Annotated in this window: 15 protein-coding genes; 11 read left to right on the top strand and 4 right to left on the bottom strand. The window is 65.8% G+C overall.

Annotated elements, in window-relative coordinates; all coding sequences use genetic code 11:
* Positions 1 to 188 precede the first annotated feature (188 nt).
* Positions 189 to 809 (top strand): TetR/AcrR family transcriptional regulator, encoded by a 621-nt coding sequence (locus ML401_RS26325; protein ID WP_285807451.1) that lies wholly within the window; start codon positions 189 to 191, stop codon positions 807 to 809.
* Here ML401_RS26325 and hutU read toward each other — a convergent pair whose 3' ends face one another.
* The 3 genes from hutU to hutI are packed head-to-tail and all read right to left on the bottom strand — an operon-like array spanning position 810 to position 5,260.
* On the bottom strand, positions 810 to 2,480 hold the full coding sequence (gene hutU / locus ML401_RS26330) for a urocanate hydratase (protein WP_285807453.1): 1,671 nt from the start codon (positions 2,478 to 2,480) through the stop codon (positions 810 to 812). It lies immediately after the preceding gene.
* Positions 2,481 to 2,489: 9 nt separating this feature from the next.
* On the bottom strand, positions 2,490 to 4,049 hold the full coding sequence (hutH, locus tag ML401_RS26335) for a histidine ammonia-lyase (RefSeq protein WP_285807454.1): 1,560 nt from the start codon (positions 4,047 to 4,049) through the stop codon (positions 2,490 to 2,492).
* Entirely contained in the window at positions 4,046 to 5,260 is a 1,215-nt protein-coding gene (gene hutI / locus ML401_RS26340) for an imidazolonepropionase (RefSeq protein ID WP_285807455.1), read from the bottom strand. Before hutI ends, hutH begins: the two co-directional genes overlap by 4 nt.
* A gap of 103 nt (positions 5,261 to 5,363) precedes the next feature.
* On the opposite strand from hutI, the gene ML401_RS26345 reads away from it, so the two are divergent.
* From ML401_RS26345 to ML401_RS26370, 6 genes are all read left to right on the top strand, one after another.
* Entirely contained in the window at positions 5,364 to 6,722 is a 1,359-nt protein-coding gene (locus ML401_RS26345; protein WP_285807456.1) for a formimidoylglutamate deiminase, read from the top strand.
* Entirely contained in the window at positions 6,719 to 7,447 is a 729-nt protein-coding gene (gene hutC, locus ML401_RS26350) for a histidine utilization repressor (RefSeq protein WP_211416497.1), read from the top strand. The genes ML401_RS26345 and hutC overlap by 4 nt, the downstream gene beginning before the upstream one ends.
* A gap of 84 nt (positions 7,448 to 7,531) precedes the next feature.
* Positions 7,532 to 8,476 carry an ABC transporter substrate-binding protein gene (locus ML401_RS26355; protein WP_211416496.1) on the top strand — a complete coding sequence of 315 codons (945 nt, stop codon included), beginning with the start codon at positions 7,532 to 7,534 and terminating at the stop codon, positions 8,474 to 8,476.
* 72 nt (positions 8,477 to 8,548) lie between these two features.
* Positions 8,549 to 9,322 carry an ABC transporter permease gene (locus ML401_RS26360; RefSeq protein ID WP_063202669.1) on the top strand — a complete coding sequence of 258 codons (774 nt, stop codon included), beginning with the start codon at positions 8,549 to 8,551 and terminating at the stop codon, positions 9,320 to 9,322.
* Positions 9,319 to 10,104, top strand: a complete 786-nt coding sequence (locus ML401_RS26365) for an ABC transporter ATP-binding protein (protein ID WP_285807457.1) — start codon at positions 9,319 to 9,321, stop codon at positions 10,102 to 10,104. The genes ML401_RS26360 and ML401_RS26365 overlap by 4 nt, the downstream gene beginning before the upstream one ends.
* Positions 10,097 to 11,329: a Zn-dependent hydrolase gene (locus ML401_RS26370; RefSeq protein WP_285807458.1), complete on the top strand. Its 1,233-nt coding sequence runs from the start codon at positions 10,097 to 10,099 to the stop codon at positions 11,327 to 11,329. Before ML401_RS26365 ends, ML401_RS26370 begins: the two co-directional genes overlap by 8 nt.
* 60 nt (positions 11,330 to 11,389) lie before the next feature.
* Here the strand turns inward: ML401_RS26370 and bamA are convergent, their stop codons facing one another.
* Positions 11,390 to 13,867 carry an outer membrane protein assembly factor BamA gene (gene bamA / locus ML401_RS26375; RefSeq protein ID WP_376717388.1) on the bottom strand — a complete coding sequence of 826 codons (2,478 nt, stop codon included), beginning with the start codon at positions 13,865 to 13,867 and terminating at the stop codon, positions 11,390 to 11,392.
* 335 nt (positions 13,868 to 14,202) lie between these two features.
* Here bamA and ML401_RS26380 point away from each other — a divergent pair, with 335 nt between their 5' ends.
* From ML401_RS26380 to ML401_RS26395, 4 genes are all read left to right on the top strand, one after another.
* Positions 14,203 to 14,568, top strand: coding sequence for a hypothetical protein (locus ML401_RS26380; protein WP_211416492.1), 366 nt, complete (start codon positions 14,203 to 14,205; stop codon positions 14,566 to 14,568).
* A gap of 1,017 nt (positions 14,569 to 15,585) precedes the next feature.
* The gene (locus ML401_RS26385) at positions 15,586 to 17,151 is read left to right on the top strand and encodes an efflux transporter outer membrane subunit (RefSeq protein ID WP_285807460.1); all 1,566 of its coding nucleotides are present in this window, start codon (positions 15,586 to 15,588) and stop codon (positions 17,149 to 17,151) included.
* Entirely contained in the window at positions 17,148 to 18,380 is a 1,233-nt protein-coding gene (locus ML401_RS26390; RefSeq protein WP_285807461.1) for an efflux RND transporter periplasmic adaptor subunit, read from the top strand. Before ML401_RS26385 ends, ML401_RS26390 begins: the two co-directional genes overlap by 4 nt.
* Position 18,381: 1 nt before the next feature.
* On the top strand, positions 18,382 to 20,346 hold the full coding sequence (locus tag ML401_RS26395; RefSeq protein WP_285807462.1) for a MacB family efflux pump subunit: 1,965 nt from the start codon (positions 18,382 to 18,384) through the stop codon (positions 20,344 to 20,346).
* Positions 20,347 to 20,378: the final 32 nt, after the last annotated feature.

The raw sequence follows: 20,378 nt of genomic DNA on the forward strand, positions 1-20,378 counted from the left end.
AATCCTGACACGCCTCCCGAGGCCGGTCAACAGGAAATGACCATTTGGTCACAAAAGCGGCTTGGGCTATGAAGGCTTGAGACGTGCGATTCAGCGACGAGATGGCCCGAAAACCGCAGAAAACTTTGAGGCGACCGGTTCGCAAGCGAACCGAGACAGGTAGCAAGTCCGCGCCAAAGCGTCGCAACATGCGCGCGGCCGACCGCGAGCGCGCAATCGTGGAGGAAGCGATCCGCTTCTTCGCCGAGCGTGGGTTCGAAGGGCAGACCCGCGAGCTGGCCAAGCGCATGGGCATCACGCATTCGGCGATCTATCGCCACTTCCCCAGCAAGGAAGCGCTGATCGAGCGCGTCTACCAGGAGGTCTATCTCAGCCGCTGGTCGCCCGATTGGGGGCCGATGATCCGCGACCGCTCGCAATCGCTGGAAGGGCGGCTGACGCGCTTCTACCTCGATTATGTCGAGCGCGTGTTCGAGTACAATTGGGTGCGGATATTCGTGTTCTCCGGCATGAAGTCTTTCGGCATCACCGGCCGCTATCTCGATATCGTCCGCCGCGAGATCATCGAGCCGGCGGCAGCCGAGCTGCGCCATGAGTTGAAGCTGCCCGACGCGAAGACACACTCATTGAGTGAGCGCGAGACCGAGCTGTTCTGGGGCCTGCACGGCCGCATCTTCTATCTCGCCATCCGCAAGTTCATCTACGAGACCCCGATCCCCGCCGATCTCGACGCCATCGTCCGCGACGCCGTCCAGACCTTCATGGACGGCGCGAAGACGACGATGCCGAAGCTCTTGGTGAGCGGCTAGTTACTTCGCAAGGCTCGGCAGATCGAGCCCCTTGTCGCGGGCGCAGTCGATCGCGATGTCGTAACCGGCATCCGCATGACGCATGACGCCGCTGGCGGGATCGTTCCAGAGCACGCGCTCGATGCGCTTCGCAGCCTCGGGCGTACCATCGGCGACGATGACCATGCCGGCATGCTGGGAATAGCCGATGCCGACGCCGCCGCCGTGATGCAGCGAGACCCAGGTCGCGCCGCTCGCGCAATTGAGCAGCGCGTTGAGCAGCGGCCAGTCCGACACCGCGTCCGATCCGTCCTTCATCGCCTCGGTCTCCCGGTTGGGGCTCGCGACCGAACCGCTGTCGAGATGATCGCGGCCGATCACGATGGGCGCCTTCAGCTCACCGCGCGCCACCATCTCGTTGAAGGCAAGGCCGAGGCGATGACGATCGCCGAGGCCGACCCAGCAGATCCGCGCGGGCAGGCCCTGGAACTTGATGCGCTCCTTGGCCATGTCGAGCCAGTTGTGCAGATGCTTGTCGTTGGGCATCAGCTCCTTGACCTTGGCGTCGGTCTTGAAGATGTCCTCGGGATCGCCCGACAGCGCAGCCCAGCGGAATGGCCCGACGCCACGGCAGAACAGGGGACGGATATAGGCGGGCACGAAGCCGGGGAAATCGAAGGCGTTCTTCAGGCCCATGTCCTGCGCCATCTGACGAATGTTGTTGCCGTAGTCGAGCGTCGGGATGCCCTGTGCGTGAAAATCCAGCATCGCCTGCACATGCTCGACCATCGACGTCTTTGAGGCGCGCTCGACCGCTTTCGGATCAGACGCGCGCTTGGCTTCCCACTCGGCGAGCGTCCAGCCCTTCGGCAAGTAACCGTTGATCGGATCATGCGCGCTGGTCTGGTCGGTGACGATGTCGGGCTTGACGCCGCGGCGCACCAGCTCCGGGAAAATCTCGGCGGCGTTGCCGAGCAGGCCGACCGAGACGGCCTTCTTCGTCTTCGGGGCCTCCGCCATGATCGCGAGCGCCTCGTCGAGCGTTGCGGCCTGGCGGTCGAGATAGCCGGTGCGTAGCCGCATCTCGATGCGGCTCGGCTGGCATTCGACCGCGAGCATCGAAGCCCCCGCCATGGTCGCCGCCAGCGGCTGCGCGCCGCCCATGCCGCCGAGCCCTGCGGTCAGAATCCATTTGCCGGCGAGGCTGCCGCCATAATGGCGCCGCCCAACCTCGCCGAAGGTCTCATAGGTGCCCTGCACGATGCCCTGGCTGCCGATATAGATCCAGGAGCCCGCCGTCATCTGGCCGAACATCATCAGGCCCTGGCGATCGAGCTCGTTGAAATGATCGAGCGTCGCCCAATGCGGCACGATGTTGGAGTTCGCGATCAGCACGCGCGGCGCATCGGCATGGGTGCGGAATACGCCGACCGGCTTGCCGGACTGCACCAGCAGCGTCTGGTCGGCTTCGAGCTTGCGCAAGGCCGCAACGATCCGGTCAAAGCTCTCCCAATCGCGCGCGGCGCGGCCGATGCCGCCATAGACCACGAGCTCGCTCGGGCGCTCGGCAACATCAGGATCGAGATTGTTCATCAGCATGCGCAAAGGCGCTTCCGTCAGCCAGCTCTTGGCGCTGATGTCGCTGCCGCGAGGGGCGCGGATGGTGCGGTCGTTGTCCAGTCGGCGGTTCATGCGGACCTCTCAATCAAGTCTCGGAAACGGATCGGATGGCAGCGCTGTGAGTGCGGCCGCCGGCAGCGCGTCGGCTTCGACCAGTGCGGCGGCCCTGGCGAGATCGCCGGCCATGTAACGGTCGGCGCCGAGTGCAGGCACCTGCTCGCGCAATGCGGCGATGACGGCAATGAGCGGCGCGCTGGTCGCATGCGGCGCGCGGAGCGTAATGCCTTGGGCGGCGACCAGCAGCTCGATGCCGAGGATGGCGGCGAGATTGTCGGCCATGTCGGAAAGGCGCCGCGCGGCGTGCGCCGCCATCGAGACGTGATCTTCCTGGTTGGCGCTGGTCGGCGTCGAGTCGATCGAGCAGGCGAGCGCCCGCTGCTTGTTCTCGGCATAGAGCGCGGCGGCCGTCACCTCGGCGATCATAAAGCCGGAATTGATGCCGGGATCGGGAGTGAGGAACGGCGGCAGGCCGAAATTGAGCGCGGGATCGACCAGCGTCGCAATGCGCCGCTCGCTGATCGCGCCGATCTCGGATAGCGCCAGCGCAATCGCATCGGCGGCAAACGCCACCGGTTCGGCGTGGAAATTGCCGCCGGAGACGATCTCGCCGGTCTCGACCAGCACCAGGGGATTGTCGGTGACGGCGTTGGCCTCGACGATCAGCGTGCGCGCAGCCTGCGTGATCAGATCGAGCGCAGCGCCTGCGACCTGCGGCTGGCAGCGCAGGCAATAAGGATCCTGCACGCGCTCGTCGCCATCGAGATGCGACAGGCGGATGTCGCTGCCCTCCAGCAACGCCGTAAGTATCGCCGCCGCGGCGATCTGACCGGCATGGCCGCGCAGCGCCTGAATTTCAGGACGGAATGGCGCCGTCGAGGCCATCGCCGCATCGACCGACAGTGCACCGGTGACGAGCGCGGCACGCGCGAGGCCAAAGGCGCGCAGCACGCCTGATATCGCGTAGGCCGTCGAGAACTGCGTACCGTTGATCAGCGCGAGGCCTTCCTTGGGACCGAGCGTCAGCGGCACGAGGCGGGCCGCGGCGAGCGCCTCCTGGCCGGATACAATCTTGCCGTCAACGATCGCCTGCCCCTCGCCGATCATCACCGCGGTCATGTGCGCAAGCGGCGCGAGATCGCCGGAGGCGCCGACCGAGCCCTGCTGAGGCACCAGCGGATACACGCCTTGCGCCAACATGCCTTGCAACTGCTCGATCACCGCGCGGCGCACGCCGGAGGCGCCACGTCCGAGCGAGACGATCTTCAATGCCATCATCAGGCGGACGATCGGCCGCGGCGTCACAGGGCCGACGCCGCAGCAATGAGACACGATCAGGTTGCGTTGAAGCAGCGCGGTCTGGTCGGGTGGGATGCGCTTCGAGGCGAGCTTCCCGAACCCGGTGTTGATGCCGTAGACCGGAGCATCGGCTTGCGCAGCCTTCGCGACAATCGCCGCGGCTGCGTCCACGCGCGGCCAGAACGAGGAATCGAGGACGACAGGCGCGCCTGCAAGCACACGCGCGAGATCGTCGAGGCTGACCGTTCCCGGCTTGACGACGATCGCTGCGCTCTTCTCCGTCACTGGCCCCTCCACACCCGGCGATGCAGCGGATTGAAGCCGATGCGGTAGACCAGCTCGGCGGGCCGTTCGATGTCCCAGATCGCGAGATCGCACCATTTGCCGGCTTCCAGCGTACCGGTCTCGTTCAGCACGCCGAGCGCCCGCGCGCCTTCACGGGTCACGCCGGCAAGGCACTCGGCCACATTCATCCGGAACAGCGTCGCGCCCATGTTCATGGTGAGCAGCAGCGAGGTCAGCGGCGAGCTGCCGGGATTGCAGTCGGTGGCGAGCGCCATGTGCACGCCATGCCTGCGAAATGCCTCGACCGGCGGCTTCTGCGTCTCGCGAATGAAGTAGAACGCGCCGGGCAGTAGCACGGCCACAGTGCCGGCCTTCGCCATCGCGGCGGCGCCGGCTTCGTCGGTATGCTCCAAGTGATCGGCCGACAGCGCCGAGAATTTTGCGGCGAGCGCGGCACCGCCGAGGTTCGAGAGCTGGTCGGCATGCAGCTTGACCGGCAGCCCAAGCCGTCTCGCCGTCTCGAACACGCGCGCCGTCTGTTCAGCCGAGAACGCGATGCCCTCCATGAAGGCGTCGACGGCATCGGCAAGGCCGGCCTTCGCGACCGCAGGCAGCATCTCTTTGCAGACGAGAACGATGTAGCGGTCCTTGTCTCCATCAGCCTCCAGCGGCAGGGCGTGGGCTCCGAGAAACGATGTGCGGATTGCAACCGGCCGCTGACGACCGATGCTTCGCGCGGCTGAAAGCTGCCGCATCTCTGTCTCGGTATCCAGGCCATAGCCGGATTTGATCTCGACGGTGGTGGCGCCCTCGCCGATCATTGCATCGAGCCGCGGCAGCGCGCTGGCGACGAGTTGGGCCTCGCTTGCCTTGCGTGTCGCGGCCACCGTCGAGACGATGCCGCCACCGGCGCGTGCGATCTCCTCGTAGCTTGCACCCTTGAGCCGCAGCTCGAATTCGTGCGCGCGGTTGCCGCCATAGACCAGATGGGTGTGGCAGTCGACGAGCCCCGGCGTGATCCAGCGCCCCTGGCAATCGATCCGCTCGACGGCGTCCGCATCCGCCGGGAAATCTGCTTCTGCTCCGGCGTGAACGATACGGCCGCCGCGCGCAGCGATCACACCCTGCTCGATCTCGCCGAGATCAGGACGATCCGCCCGCATCGTGGCGAGGCGGGCATTGTGCCAGATCCGGTCGAAGCGCTCTGCCATGCAACGGTCCCTTCGCGGATGTCCCTGCGCCCTGGGATGCTTGACTTATATGTCTAGACATATAATCGTAAGGCGGTTCTGTCCAGCCGGCGTGTCATCAATCATGTCCCGACTGCATTTCGCCTCCGCGCTCCTGCCCTCGGGCTGGGCCAATGACGTGCAGGTGGTGATCACCGCCGGCGCGATCGCGGAGGTGACTGCGGGCGTACAGCCTGCCGCCGGCGACGAGCGTCACGCCATCGCGCTTCCGGGACTTGCGAGCCTGCACAGCCACGCCTTCCAGCGCGGCATGGCGGGCCTCGCCGAGCTGCGCGGGGACAGAACCGATACGTTCTGGACCTGGCGCGAGACGATGTACCGCTTCGCGCTGGCGATGACGCCGGACGATGTCGCCGCCGTCGCCACCCTGCTTTATGTCGAGATGCTGGAGCAGGGTTTTACCCGCGTCGGCGAATTCCATTATCTGCATCACGATCGCGACGGCTCGCACTATTCCGATATCGGCGAAATGGCCGCGCGCATCGCGCAGGCGGCTGAGGCGTCCGGCATTGCGCTGACGCTGCTGCCGAGTTTCTACGCGCACGGCTCCTTTGGCGGCGCCGCGCCGCATGCCGGCCAGCGGCGCTTCATCTGCTCGGTCGATCAGTTCGCCGCGCTGATGACGGCCTCGCGCAAGGCGATCAGCACATTGCCCGGCGCGAATATCGGCATCGCGCCGCACAGCCTGCGCGCGGTGACGCCGGACGAGCTTGCGGCAATCATTCCGCTGGCGGAAGGCGGGCCGGTGCATATTCATGCCGCCGAGCAGGTCAGGGAAGTCGAGGATTGCCTGGCTTGGTCGGGACGACGGCCGGTGCAATGGCTGCTGCAGCACGCGCCGGTCGACCGGCGCTGGTGCCTCATTCACGCAACCCACATGACGGAAGCGGAAGTCGGCGCATTCGCGAAGGCCGGCGCGGTCGCCGGCCTCTGCCCCATCACCGAGGCGAGCCTCGGTGATGGCATCTTTCCCGCACGTGAATTTCTCGCGGCCGGCGGCGCGTTCGGTGTCGGCACCGATTCCAACGTATTGGTCGGCGTCGCCGACGAATTGCGCCAGCTCGAATACGGCCAGCGGCTCAAGCACCGCGAGCGCAACGTGCTCTCCGCCGGCGCAGGCCGCTCGACCGGACGCACGCTGTACGATCACGCGCTCGCGGGCGGCGCACAGGCGCTGGCGCAGGAGATGGTCGGGCTCACGCCCGGCGCACGTGCCGACATCGTCACGCTCGACGCAGCGCATCCCTCGCTGGCGGGGCGTCGGGGCGATGCCACCATCGACGGCTGGATCTTTGCCGCGGGCAGCGGCGCGATCGATTGCGTCTGGGCCGGCGGCCGCAAGGTGGTCGAGGGCGGTCAGCATGGATTGCGCCAAGCCGCACGCGAACGCTTCAACGCGGCGGTACGGAGGCTCGTTGCATGAGCCTCGTCACCGATGCCGCCGACAAGCCGACACTCTACAAGCGCATTCGCGCCGATATCGAGCGGCGCATCCTCACCGGCGAATGGCCGCCCGGGCATCGCATTCCCTTCGAGCACGAGCTGGTCGCGCGTTACGGCTGCTCGCGCATGACTGTGAACAAGGCGCTGTCCGAGCTGGCGCAGGCCGATCTGATCGAGCGGCGGCGCCGCGCCGGCTCCTTCGTGCGCCGGCCGCAGCATCAGTCCGCCGTTCTGCAGATTACCGACATCCGCGCCGAGATCACCGCGCTCGGACGCGCTTACGGTTATGAGCTGATCCACCGCAAGCTGCGCACCGCCACCTCCGCCGACCGTGACCGGCTCGGCGTCAAAAAGGCCGGCAAGGTGGTCGCGATCACCTGCCGGCACAGCGCCGACAACGTGCCGTTCGCCGTCGAGGACAGGCTGATCGATCTGTCGTCCGTACCTGATGCCGCGACCGCGGACTTCTCGCGCGAGCCGCCCGGCTCGTGGCTGCTTCATCACGTCCCATGGACGGAGGCCGAGCACACGATCAGCGCCATCGTCGCGGACGATCACACGGCGGGCGCACTCGCGATCGCCGTCGGCGCGCCCTGTCTCGTGATCGACCGTTACACCTGGCGCAGCGCGCGCACGATCACCGCCGTGCGCCTGCTCTATCCCGGTGACTCTCACCGCCTTGTCGCGCGATTCAAGGGAGGCTGAGTGGCTATGTCGGCACAAATCGTGCAACGCTTCATGAAGAGACCAACAGGACGTCAATCCATCGATCGGCAGAGGACGACAATCATGCGTAGTTCGACGATATTCGCGACAATCATTGCTCTTGCGGCCGCCACTCCCGTGCTCGCCGACGACGTCAAGGTCGGTGTCGGCATCTCCGGATGGACCGGGTTTGCGCCGCTGACGCTGGCGAAGGAGGCGGGCATCTTCAAGAAGAACGGTCTCGACGTCACCATCAAGAAGATTCCGCAGAAGGACCGCCATCTCGCCGTCGCCTCCGGCGACATCCAGTGCGCGGCGACGACGGTCGAGACCTGGATTTCCTGGAACGCCAACGGCGTTGCGACCAAGCAGATCTTCCAGCTCGACAAGAGCTTCGGCGCCGACGGCATGGCCGTGCGCAACGACGTCGCCGCGATCAAGGACCTCAAGGGCAAGACCGTCGCCGCCTCAGCGCCCGGCACCTCGCCGTATTTCGCGCTGGCCTGGATGCTCAAGAAGAACGGCCTTACCGTGAAGGACGTCACCGTCGTCAACCTGGAGCCGGCCGCGGCCGCGCAGGCCTTCGTCTCCGGCCAGAACGATGCCGCCATGACCTATGAGCCCTATCTGTCGACGGTGCGCGCCGCGCCGGACAAAGGCAAGATCATCGCGACCACGCTCGACTATCCGATGGTGATGGACACCTTCGGCTGCACGCCGAAATTCCTCACCGAGAACCCGAAAGCCGCGAAGGCCCTCGCCGACAGCTATTTCGAGGCGCTCGACATGATCGCCAAGGACCAGGCCAAGGCCTATGAGATCATGGGTGCCGACGTGAAGCAGACCGGCGAGCAGTTCGCCAACTCGGCGAAATATCTGCGCTGGCAGGACAAGGCCGCCAACCAGAAGTTCTTCGCCGGCGACTTCCTGACCTTCAACAAGGAGGCCGCCGAGCTGCTGCTCGAGATCGGCATCATCAAGGCCGCGCCGAAGGTCGAGGACCTCTTCGACGCCAGCTTCATCAAGTAAGTCACCCAGGAGCTGCCGGCCTTGTCTCGCGGCGGGGCCGGCAATTTCGTTCACTGCCCGGATAGATCGTCGATGCGTCCCCTGGACCCTGTTACATCGAAGCAGCGCTTAGCTTACGGCCTTGCGTTCTTCGTCGTGTTCGTTGCCTTGTGGTCGTGGGCGACCTTCGGCGGCCATGTGTCGAAAGTGTTCCTCGCCAACCCGCTCACCATGGTGCAGGAGGGCGTCGACCTGATCACCAAGCAGGGCTTCCTGTACGACATCGGCATGACGATCTGGCGCGTCGTCGGCGGTTTTGTGCTCGCCGCGATCATCGCGGTTCCGCTCGGACTGCTGATGGGCGCCTACAAGCCGGTCGAAGCGTTCCTCGAGCCGTTCGTCTCTTTCGCGCGCTATCTGCCCGCCTCCGCCTTCATTCCGCTTCTGATCCTGTGGGCCGGGATCGGCGAATTGCAAAAACTGCTCGTGATCTTCATCGGCTCGGTGTTCCAGGTCATTTTGATGGTCGCAGTGACCGTCGGCGCCACGCGGCGCGATCTGGTCGAGGCCGCCTATACGCTCGGCGCCAGCGACCGCGGCATCATACGCCGGGTGCTGCTGCCCTCCTCCGCGCCCGAGATCGCGGAAATCCTGCGGCTGGTGCTGGGCTGGGCCTGGACCTATGTCATCGTCGCCGAGCTGATCGGCTCGTCCTCGGGCATTGGTCACATGATCACCGACAGCCAGGCGCTGCTCAACACCGGCCAGATCATCTTCGGCATCATCGTGATCGGGCTGATCGGCCTGCTCTCGGACTTCATGTTCAAGGCCTTCAACGCCTGGCTGTTTCCGTGGAGGCTCGCATGACGATCCTCAAGGTCGAGCAGGTCTCGCGTACCTTCCCGGCGCGCCACGGCAACGCGCCGACCAACGCACTGGAGCCGACCGACCTCACCATCGGCAACAACGACTTCGTCACCATCCTCGGCCCCTCCGGCTGCGGCAAGTCCACGCTGCTGCGGATCGTCGCCGGCCTCGACCGCCCGACCAGCGGGCGCGTCACGCTCGACGGGCGCGAAGTGACGGGCCCCGGCGCCGATCGCGGCATGGTGTTCCAGTCCTACACGCTGTTTCCCTGGCTCACCGTGCGCGAGAACATCGCCTTCGGCCTGCGCGAGCGCGGCGTGTCCGAGGCGGAGCGCAACAGAATCGCGGACGCCTTCATCCGCCAGGTCGGATTGTCCGGCTTCGAGAATCATTGGCCGAAGCAGCTCTCCGGCGGCATGCAGCAGCGCACCGCGATCGCGCGCGCGCTCGCCAACGATCCAAAAATCCTGCTGCTCGACGAGCCGTTCGGCGCGCTCGACAACCAGACCCGCGCTTTGATGCAGGAGATGCTGCTCGGCATCTGGGAGCGCGACCAGAAGACCGTGCTGTTCGTGACTCACGACATCGAGGAGGCGATCTTCCTCGGCAGCCGCGTCATCGTCATGAGCGCGCGCCCAGGCCGCATCAAGGCCGAGATTACCGTGGACCTGCCGCATCCGCGCTCCTACAAGATCAAGACGACGCCCGAGTTCGTCCAGCTCAAGGAACGGCTGGTCGAGGAGATCCGCACCGAGGCGCTGAAGGTTGCCGAACATGCCTGACACCATGCCGCGCGCCGATGGAAAGCGCGTTCTCGCCGATCTCAATGCGCTGCGCGCCATCGGCGCCTACAAGACCGGCGTGCACAAGCCGACCTTCTCCGAGCCGCACAGGCTTTCGCTGGACTGGCTCGTACGCAAGCTGACCGATGCCGGTCTCTCCGCTTCGATCGACGGCATCGGCAATGTCTTTGGCGCGAGCACGAAGGCCAGGCCCAAGCTGCTGGCTGGATCGCACCTGGAGAGCCAGAATTACGCCGGCTGGCTCGATGGCCCGCTCGGCGTCGTCTATGCGCTCGAAGCCGCCCGCGTGCTCAACGCCGATCCCTCGCTGAAAGGCGCGGTCGAGGTCGCGGCGTGGTGCGACGAGGAGGGACATTTCGGTCATTTCCTCGGCTCGCGCTCCTATGTCGGGCAGGTGACTGAAGCCGACATCGACGCTGCGCGCGACCGCACCAGCGGCCGCACCATGCGCGATGCGCTCGCCGAGATGGGCCTTGCGGGCCGGCCACGCATCAGCGCCGAGCCGGGCCGCCACGTCGGATATCTCGAAGCGCATATCGAGCAGGGCGACACGCTCGAAAGCGGCAGACTCGCGATCGGTGTCGTGACCTCCATCGTCGGCATCTGGCAATACCAGATCAATTTCTCCGGCGAGCAGAACCATGCCGGCACCACGCGCATGGCCGTGCGCAAGGATGCAGGGCTGGCGCTCGCCAAATTCTGCGTCGCGATCGACGAGCGTTTTCCGGCCGCCTGCGGCCCGCGCACGGTCTGGACCACCGGGCGCATCACGCTCGACCCGGGCGCGCCGAGCATCATTCCGGGCGGCGCCGAAATGCTGTTCCAGATCCGCGACGATGATCCTTCCGTCATTGCCCGGCTGGAGCAGCTGCTGCGGGCCATGGCGAATGATGCCAGCGCGAACGGTCCCTGCACCGTCACCGTCGAAAAGCTGCGCACCGGCGCACCTGCCATGATGAACCCAGGCTTTCAGGATGCGATCGAAGCCGCAAGCCAGGCGCTGGCCGGTGGGCGATCCATTCGCATGCCCAGCGGGGCCGGCCACGATGCGCAGATGCTGGCGACCGTCATGCCCGCCGCGATGCTGTTCGTGCCGTCGATCGGCGGCATCAGCCATCACTGGACCGAGCACACCGCCGATGCCGATATCGTCACCGGCGCGGAGGTCTTCGTCGATGCCTGCCGGCGGATCCTCGGGGGCTAACGCCCATTTTCTTGAGCATGATTTTTCGGAAAACCGCTGCACACTTTTCCGGATCATGCTCTAGAACGACGTCCCCCCGCCGAACCTGAACTCCTGGACGACGTCGTATTTGCCCTTCGTGATCGGCACGGCATAGTCGAAGCGGAGCGGCCCGAACGGCGAGGCCCAGATCAGGCCGACGCCGACCGACGATCGCACCGTGCTGCCGTCGTCATATTGCAATCCGCAGGTCGGGCACGCCTTGGTGTTGACTTCGCCGGTGGCCGACCATGACGTCGGCCCCTGATAGCCCCACAGCGAGCCGGCATCGGCGTAGACCGCGCCCTTGAGGCCGACCTCCTTGGGCAGGAACCAGAACGGCATCTGCAGCTCCGCCGACGCGCCCCAATATTTCGTGCCGCCGAGCGCATCGCCGCTGGAGCCGTAGTTGTAGTAGGTGATGTCGCGCGGCCCGATGCCGTTCGAGGCGAAGCCGCGCACCAGGCTCGGCCCCATCTGGAAGTGATCCAGCATGCGCAGATCCTGGTTGCCGAGCTTGCTGAGCAGGCCGCCCTGGAGGTGGATGACGCTGACGATCTCGGAGACGAGCGGCGTGTAGTATTTGGTGTCCAGCACGGTCTTCAGATAGGTGACGTCGCCGCCGACTCCGGCGAAGTCCTGCCGGAAATCGACCAGCAACCCGTCCGTCGGGTTCTTGGTGTTGTCGAGCGTGTTGTAGTTCAGCGTGTAGCCGAGCGCCGAGGTCCAGGTCGCGCCGTTCGCCAGCTCCTTTCGAACCGGCAGACTCGACTCGCCGTCGCCGTAGCAGCCATAGCCATAGACTCCCGAGCTCGTGGAATTGGTCGGGTCCGCACCGCTCAGGACGTTCTGGATGTAGGCTGGCGTCGGATTATAGGCCAGCGAGGCGTTCGACGCGTTGTTGTTGCAATTGTTGTAGGCGCTGGCGAGCGTGATGCTCTGCTGGTAGAGCGAATAGCGAAGCTGGAGCGAGAGGTCCTCCCGCAAGGCAAGGCCGATGCGCGGGGAGAAGCCCAGCGTGGTCACGCCGTAGCTCGTATAGCTGTTCGACTTCTGCTCCTTCCAATAGGTGTCGAATCCGAGCGCCATCCGGTAGCCGAGCAGATAAGGCTCGACGAAGGACAACGATACGCCGCGTGAATATTGGCCGTAGCTGACCGATGCCTTGGCATAGAGCCCGCGGCCCAGCAGGTTGCGCTCGGAGATCGAGACTTCCGCCAGCGCGCCGTCGGTGGTGGAGTAACCGCCCGAGATCGAGAAGTCGCCGGTCGATTTCTCTTCCATGTCAACGATCAAAATGACGCGATCGCTGGAGGAGCCGGGCTCGGTGACGATCTTGACGCTCTTGAAGTAGTCGAGATTCTTCAACCGTCGCTCGGCGCGATCGACCAGCGCGCGATTGTAGGCATCGCCTTCCGAGAGATCAAATTCGCGGCGGATCACGTAATCGCGGGTGCGGGTGTTGCCGCGCAGATTGATGCGCTCGATATAGGTGCGCGGGCCCTCGTCGATGTTGAACACGACGGAGACGGTGTGCGCCTCGAAATTCCGGTCGCCGCCGGGACGGACCACGGCAAAGGCATAGCCGCGGCGCGAGGCCTCGATCTGCATCTCTTCGGTCGACTTCTCGACCAACTCGACGTTGTAGAGCGAGCCTGCGCTGACGCGCGAATAGGTGCGGAGCGAGCCCGTGTCGAAGTTGGGAATGCTGGAGCGGAAGTCGACGGAGCCGATGCGATATTGAGCACCTTCCTCGATCTTGAAGGTCACCAGAAAGCCCTTCTTCTCCGGATCGTATTCGGTGAGCGCGGCGACGACCTGGACGTCGGCGTAACCGTTCTTGAGATAGAAGCGGCGGATCAGATCGCGGTCGGCCTCGACGCGATCGGGATCGTAGATGTCGTTGCTGCCGAGGAAGCTGAGCAGGTTGCTCTCGTGCGTCTTGATGATGTCGCGCAGGCGCGAGGCCGAGAACGCGCTGTTGCCGACGAACTCGACTGACTTGACCGAGGTCTTGGCACCCTCCTCGACCGTGAAGATGAGGTCGACGCGGTTGTTCGGCTGTTCGATGATCTCGGGCGTGACGCGGACATCGTAACGGCCGGAGCGCCGGTAGATTTCGGCGATGCGCAGCGTGTCGGACTGCACCAGCGCCCGCGAGAATGATCCGCGCGGCTTGGACTGGATCTCTCCCGAGAGCTGCTCGTCCTTGATCTTCTTGTTGCCATCGAATGCGACGCGGCCGATCACGGCGTTTTCGACCACCGACACCACGATGCGGCCGCCGGCCTGATTGACCTTCACGTCCTGGAACAGGCCGGTCGCGATCAGCGCCTTGAGCCCGTCATCGACGGCGGATTGATCGAGACGGCCGCCCGGGCCGGGCTTGAAATAGGAGCGGACCGTCTCGGCCTCCACGCGGCGATTGCCTTCGACGATGATTGATTGCATCGCCTGCGCCGCCGCCGGCCGCGGCAACAGCGCAAGCGTGAGTGAACTTGCAATCGATACAGCACTCATCGCCACGACGATCAGCCCGGCCCGCAAAAACGACATTCCACACCTCAACGATACCTCGCCTGCTCTGAAACGAGACGGCTGTGGCCGCGGTGTGGCCTGGAGATTGCTGCATTGTTTCCGGTCGTTGAATTTGATTGGTCGATCGGACGCGTGAGCAGCGCGACCGCAATGACCGCGCGCATTGTGGGCGGCGACCGAGCCGCCTCGAAGCGGCCGCGCGGCCGCCTTGCCCATGCAGTGGCCCAGCAACATCGCGCAACGCCGGGATTCTTTACAGGCTCTTAAGTCGGTGCGAGAGGCGGCCGTGTCAGGAAATTCGCACAGGATGTTGTCCGATGAACGCGCATGTAACGACCCGAGCAGTGCTGGCCGCCCTCCTGGCCTCGACCCTCATCGCCCATCCCGCCACCGCCGGCAAGCGCGAGCCGCGAGCGGCCCGGGACGCGGTTTACGAGTACGGCCCGCGCGGCCCCAATCGTTCCTACCAATCCGGTCCGCGCACCCGCATCTATGTCAGCAAGCGATCGTGGCTCGACGGCGGGACCGAGGTGCTCCCCGGCGAGCGCAAGTTTACCGACTATGCCTTTCCGCCCGGCGCCTCCTTCGCACGCAGCAACAACAATCGGCCGCTCGACCGGCAGCCGCTGAGCCCCGACTCCGATCTGGGCGGATTTGCGCAGCGAATTCCGATTTCGTGGTGAGAGGTGTCCCGATAAAAGCGCAAGGCGCTTGAGCGTTGCGGCGCAGAGCCGGACCCACGAAGCAGAGCGTACCATCGCCGGCCTCCGTCGCTCGCTCAAATCGCAGACATGCCCTCGCGATCTCGCGGTGGATTTCACCCGAGCTTTGCTTCGTCTTTCGTCCCTCTTGAGCCAAGAGGGCACAGGGAAGGCCGGGTGCTGACAGACACCCGCGGTCCGCTGCGCGAAATGCACACGCAGAGAGAACCGCACAGCGGCATACAGGTGGTGCCGATCACTCGGCCTTCCCTGCGCGATGGTCGGACGGCTTATGCCGCGCTCTCCCGGGAGCCGAACTTTCCTTTGGCCTCCCTCGCCGTTCGAATTGAATGATGCCGTCCACCCGGTTGGGCTCGCGCGCATCTTCGATCCGGCTTGACCGTAGCAACGACGGTTAGGACCACACGGTTTTGCCGTACGCACGGCCCGCCATGTCGCCGCAGTATTTCCAGCCCTGTCGACGGAACTGAAGACTTACAGGCGAGACGAAGCCTAGCAGCGCCGCTCGTCTACACGCGGCCGCGGGCTCACAGGGACTACCCGCCCTGCCCGCACCTCTCATGCCGACGCTGCCGCGTCCACCGCAAGCCCGGCTCGCGATCAAGACGACCTCGAGATCGCCCCTCTTGGTGAGCCGGGATGGCCGACACATACGCCAAAACCGAATTTCGGTAAAGTGGAATCTTTTCGCGGCGACGGATTGACAGGGGCCGACACAGGGCGCGGACGCGTAGCCCGGATGGAACGCCAGCGCAATCCGCGACGGTGCCAAACACTGGCGAGCAGCCCCGGATTGCGCCTTCGCTCCACCCGGGCCACGGTCTATGGGGCGTCAGCTGTTCGGCCGCGCCGAGACGTCTGGCAATACCTGTTTACATTCAGCAACATTCCAGCTGCCGAAAGGCCACGATCGGCCGGCTAGTGGCGGTCGCCCTCGCTCCCCCCAGAGGACCGCAAGTCTCCCCCGGACCGAGGTCCATGGATTTCAGCCGATTGATGCCGCCATACGTGTTCGTCGCAAGTCCCCTGCCATTTGCCAATGAGGCTCCTCTTCCAAAGCCCGCGCCGTTGCGCAGCCCCAGGTCGCGCGCCGGATTGGCCTGCGCCGCGCTGTTGCTGGGCACGACATTGGCCGGCTGCGCTGTCGGCCCGGATTACGCTGGCCCGCCCCAACTTGCCTTGCCCTCGCACTGGAGCACCAGCACCGCACCGCACCGGGACACCGGCAAGCTCGATCGCTGGTGGCTGCGCTTGCGCGATCCCCTGCTCAACCGGCTGATCGAACAGGCCGTGGAAGCCAATCCCGACGTTGCGAAGGCAAAAGCCGTCGTGCGCGAGGCGCGCGCTACGCTGCAACAGACGGCGGCAGGCCTGTTTCCGTCCGTGAGCGGCTCGGCGTCGGTGACCGACAACAAGACCAGCGGGACCTCCGCCTCGGCCGTCGCCGACACAGCGCCCTACACGCTGCACCAAGGAAGCTTCGATTCGAGCTGGGAGTTCGACCTGTTCGGCGGCACGCAACGGAGCATCGAAGCGGCGGTGGGCGGGCAGCAATCGGCGGAGGAGGATCTGCGCAACAGCCTCGTCACGCTGATCGGCGACGTCGCCGCTTACTACGTTGACGCCCGTGGCTACCAGGCGCGGATCGCGCTGGCGCGGCAAACATCGGTCTCTCAGCGCGACACCGAAAAGCTGACCCGCAGCAAATACGAGGCCGGCAGCGGCAACGCTGTCGATCTCGCCAAGGCCACCGCGCAAGCCGCGAGCACGGAAGCCAACGTCCCGACCTATCGGGCGGCGCTCGCGGCCGACATTCATCGGCTGGGAATCCTGCTTGGGCGACCGCCTGACGGCGTCGCCTCGTTGATGGCCCGGTCCGCGCCCGTGCCGGCGCCGCGCATGCCCCTGCCCGCCGATCTCCTGATGAGCCGCCCCGATCTCGCCAGCGCGGAGCGCAAGCTGGCGCAGGCGACCGCCAGGATCGGCCAGGCCGAGGCCGACCGCTATCCGGCGGTGTCGCTGACCGGCTCGGTCGGCACCTCCGCGATACGCGCCGGCGATCTCGCCAAATATTCGAGCCTGAGCTGGTCGGTCGGGCCCTCGATCACCGTGCCGGTGTTCGACGCAGGCAAGCGCCTGGCCACCGTCAGGATTGCGGAGGCGCAACGCGATCAGGCGTTCGCCACGTTCCATTCGACCCTGCTCACCGCACTCGAGGACGTCGAGAACGCCCTGGTCTCGCTGTCGCGCGAACGCGTCCGTGCCACCAAGCTGTCAGAAGCGGCCAGGAACTACCGCGAAGCCGCACGGCTGTCGCGATCGCTGTTCGAGAGCGGCAGCGCCAGCTTCATCGACGTGCTGGACGCCGAGCGTTCGCTCTATTCCGCCGAGGATTCGCTGATCCAGAGCAAGGTGTCGGCGGCCAAATACTACATTGCGCTGGCAAAGGCGCTCGGCGGCGGATGGTCCGATCCGGTCGACGTGTCGAGGCCGATCATCGCCGACACCAACACGGGACCTCACTTGCGAGAGGCGCAGAAGTGACCGAGATCATCACCGCCAAACGCCTGAAGATCGGCGCGGCGATCGTTGCCGTCGTAACTGCCGGCGTGGTCGCAGCCACGCGCGTTCCGGGAACGTCGAGCAAGGCGCAGTCCTACATCACCGCGCCGGTCACCTTCAGCGATCTGCGCGAGGAGGTTCTCGCGAGCGGCACGCTGAAGCCGGCGCGCCTCACCGCTGTCGGCGCACAAGTGTCGGGACGGATCACCGCCCTCAACGTCCGCGTCGGCGACACCGTCAAGGCCGGCGACGTCATCGCCCAGATCGACCCCGTCACCAAGCAGAACGATCTGCGCAGCTCCGAGGCGTCGCTGAAGAACTACCGTGCGCAGAAGGTCGAGAAGGAGGCCGCGCTGGTTCTGGCCGAGGCGAACCTCGCGCGCCAGCAGGCGACGTTGGCGCAACGCGCCACCTCCCGCAGCGATTTCGACAGCGCCGATTCGACCGTGCGGCAGACCCGCGCCCAGATCGCCGCGCTCGAAGCCCTGATCGTGGGGGCTGAAGCCAGCGTCGAGACCGCGCGCGTCAACCTCGACTACACCCGCATCACCGCGCCGATCGACGGCACGGTGCTTGCCACCGTGGTGCAGGAAGGACAGACGGTCAACGCGGTCCAGTCCGCGCCCACCATCGTCGTGCTCGGCCAGCTCGAGACGATGACCGTACGCGCGGAGATTTCCGAAGCCGACATCGTCAAGGTCAAGCCAGGGCAATCGCTCCACTTCACCATCCTCGGCGACCAGGACCATCGCTACGAGGCCAAGCTGGAGCAGATCGAGCCCGCGCCCGAAGCGATCAAGAGCGACGCCAGCTTCTCCTCGACCACCACGTCGGGTTCGAGCACGAGTTCGAGTTCATCGAGTTCCACCAGCACCGCCATCTACTACATCGGCGTTTTCAACGTCCCCAACAACGAGCTCTCGCTGCGGACCTACATGACCGCCGAGGTGCACATCGTCACCGGCGAGGCCAAGCGCGTGAAGGTCATCCCCGCGCTCGCGCTGATCCGGAAATCCGACGGCCGCAATACCGTCCGCACCCTCAATGGGAGGGGTGACGTCAGCGAGCGCGAGGTCAAGACCGGACTCAACGATCGCACGACAGTCGAGATCAGGTCCGGCCTCGACGAAGGCGAGCGGGTCGTCACCGGAGAGGCCAACGAGCAAACCGCATCGCGCAGCGTGTCGGGCGGCCCGCCCGGAGGTCTCTGACATGGCCGATCCGATCATCGCAATCGAGAACGTTCGGCGGGAGTTCGCGACCGGCGACGTCAGCGTGGTCGCGCTCGACGATATCTCGCTGAGCATCCGGCCCGGCGAGCTGGTGGCGATCGTCGGCTCGTCCGGATCGGGCAAATCGACGCTGCTCAATATCCTCGGCTGCCTCGACCGCCCGAGCTCCGGCACCTACCGCGTCGCCGGCCAGAACGCCTCCGAGCTCGACGCCGATTCGCTGGCGGCGCTACGCCGCGAGCATTTCGGCTTCATCTTCCAGCGCTATCATCTGCTCGGCGACCTCTCTGCCGGCGAGAATGTCGAGATCCCCGCGATCTATGCCGGGATGAAGGCCCGCGACCGCCGTGCGCGAGCCGAGCAGCTTCTCGCAAGACTCGGCGTCAACGACCGGCGAGGCCATCGCCCGAACCAGCTCTCGGGCGGACAGCAGCAGCGCGTCTCGATCGCTCGGGCGCTGATCAACGATGCCGAGGTCATCCTGGCGGACGAGCCCACCGGCGCGCTCGACCGGCGCAGCGGCGAGGAGGTCCTGAAGATCCTGGAGGAGCTGCACCGCGAGGGGAGGACGATCATCATCGTCACCCACGATGCCGATGTCGCCGCACGGGCCGAGCGCGTCATCGAGCTGCGGGACGGCAAGATCGTCTCCGATCGCCGCACCGGAACAACGGACACCCCGGAGCGGCCCGTCACGGTAGCGCGGACGCCGTGGGGCAACGGCCGCCCGGGCTGGTCCGCCGCGTTGCGGCGCCTGCGCGAGGCCTCGCGGATGGCGCTGGTTGCGATGGCCGCGCACCGGCTCCGCGCCTTCCTCACCATGCTCGGCATCATCATCGGCATCGCCGCGGTGTCGTCCGTGGTCGCGCTCGGCAATGCGTCACAGCGCAAGGTGCTGTCCGACATTTCGAACCTCGGCACCAACACGATCGAGGTGTTTCCAGGCAAGGATTTCGGCGACGCGCGGGCGAGCAAGATCAAGACGCTGGTGCTGGACGACGCCCGCGCGCTCGACCGGCAGGCCTTCATTGCGGGGGTCACACCGACGGTTTCGACCAGCACCACGGTGCGGTATCGCGGCAACGAGTCCAACGTGCTGGTGAACGGCGTCGGCGAGAGCTATTTCAAGGTCAAGGGTGCCAAGCTTGCGAAGGGCCGTTTGTTCGACACCGAGGCGACCCGCAACATCGAGCGGCAGGCCGTCATCGACGACAATACCCGCAAGACGTTCTTCGCCGACGACCAGACCGCAGGCGTCGGCCGCGTGATCTGGCTCGGCAAGGTGCCATGCCGCATCGTCGGCGTGATCGCCCAGCAGCAGGGCGGGTTCGGCTCGAACCAGAACCTGTCGGTCTACCTGCCCTACACCACCGTGCAGGCCCAGTTCACGGGCGATCGTTCGCTGCGCAGCATCCTGCTGCGGATCAGCGACGATATCTCGACCAATCTGGCGCAGGACGCGGTGACGACGCTGCTGACGCAGCGGCACAACACCAGGGATTTCGTCATCCTCAACACCGACGACATCCGCCGCACCATCACCAGCACGACGCAGACGCTGGCGTTCCTGGTGGCGGCGATCGCGGTGATCTCGCTGGTCGTGGGCGGCATTGGCGTCATGAACATCATGCTGGTCTCCGTCTCGGAGCGGATCGGCGAGATCGGCGTGCGCATGGCGGTCGGCGCCAGGCGCAGCGACATCCTCCAGCAATTTCTGGTGGAGGCGACCCTGATTTCGTCCATCGGCGGCATCGCCGGCATCGTCGTCGCGGTGCTGCTCGGGCTCGCCGTCAACGTTGCCGTGCCCGGCTTCGAGGTCAGCTATTCGACGTTCTCGATCGGCGCAGCGTTCCTGACCTCGACCGGGATCGGGGTCGCCTTCGGCTTCTTCCCCGCCCGCCGCGCCGCGTTCCTCGACCCCGTGGTGGCGCTGAGCCGCGACTGACCCTAGGATTGCCCATGACCGCTGTGCTTCGG

This window comes from Bradyrhizobium sp. 62B, from assembly GCF_030272265.2.
In the GTDB taxonomy this organism is placed as follows: Bacteria; Pseudomonadota; Alphaproteobacteria; order Rhizobiales; family Xanthobacteraceae; genus Bradyrhizobium.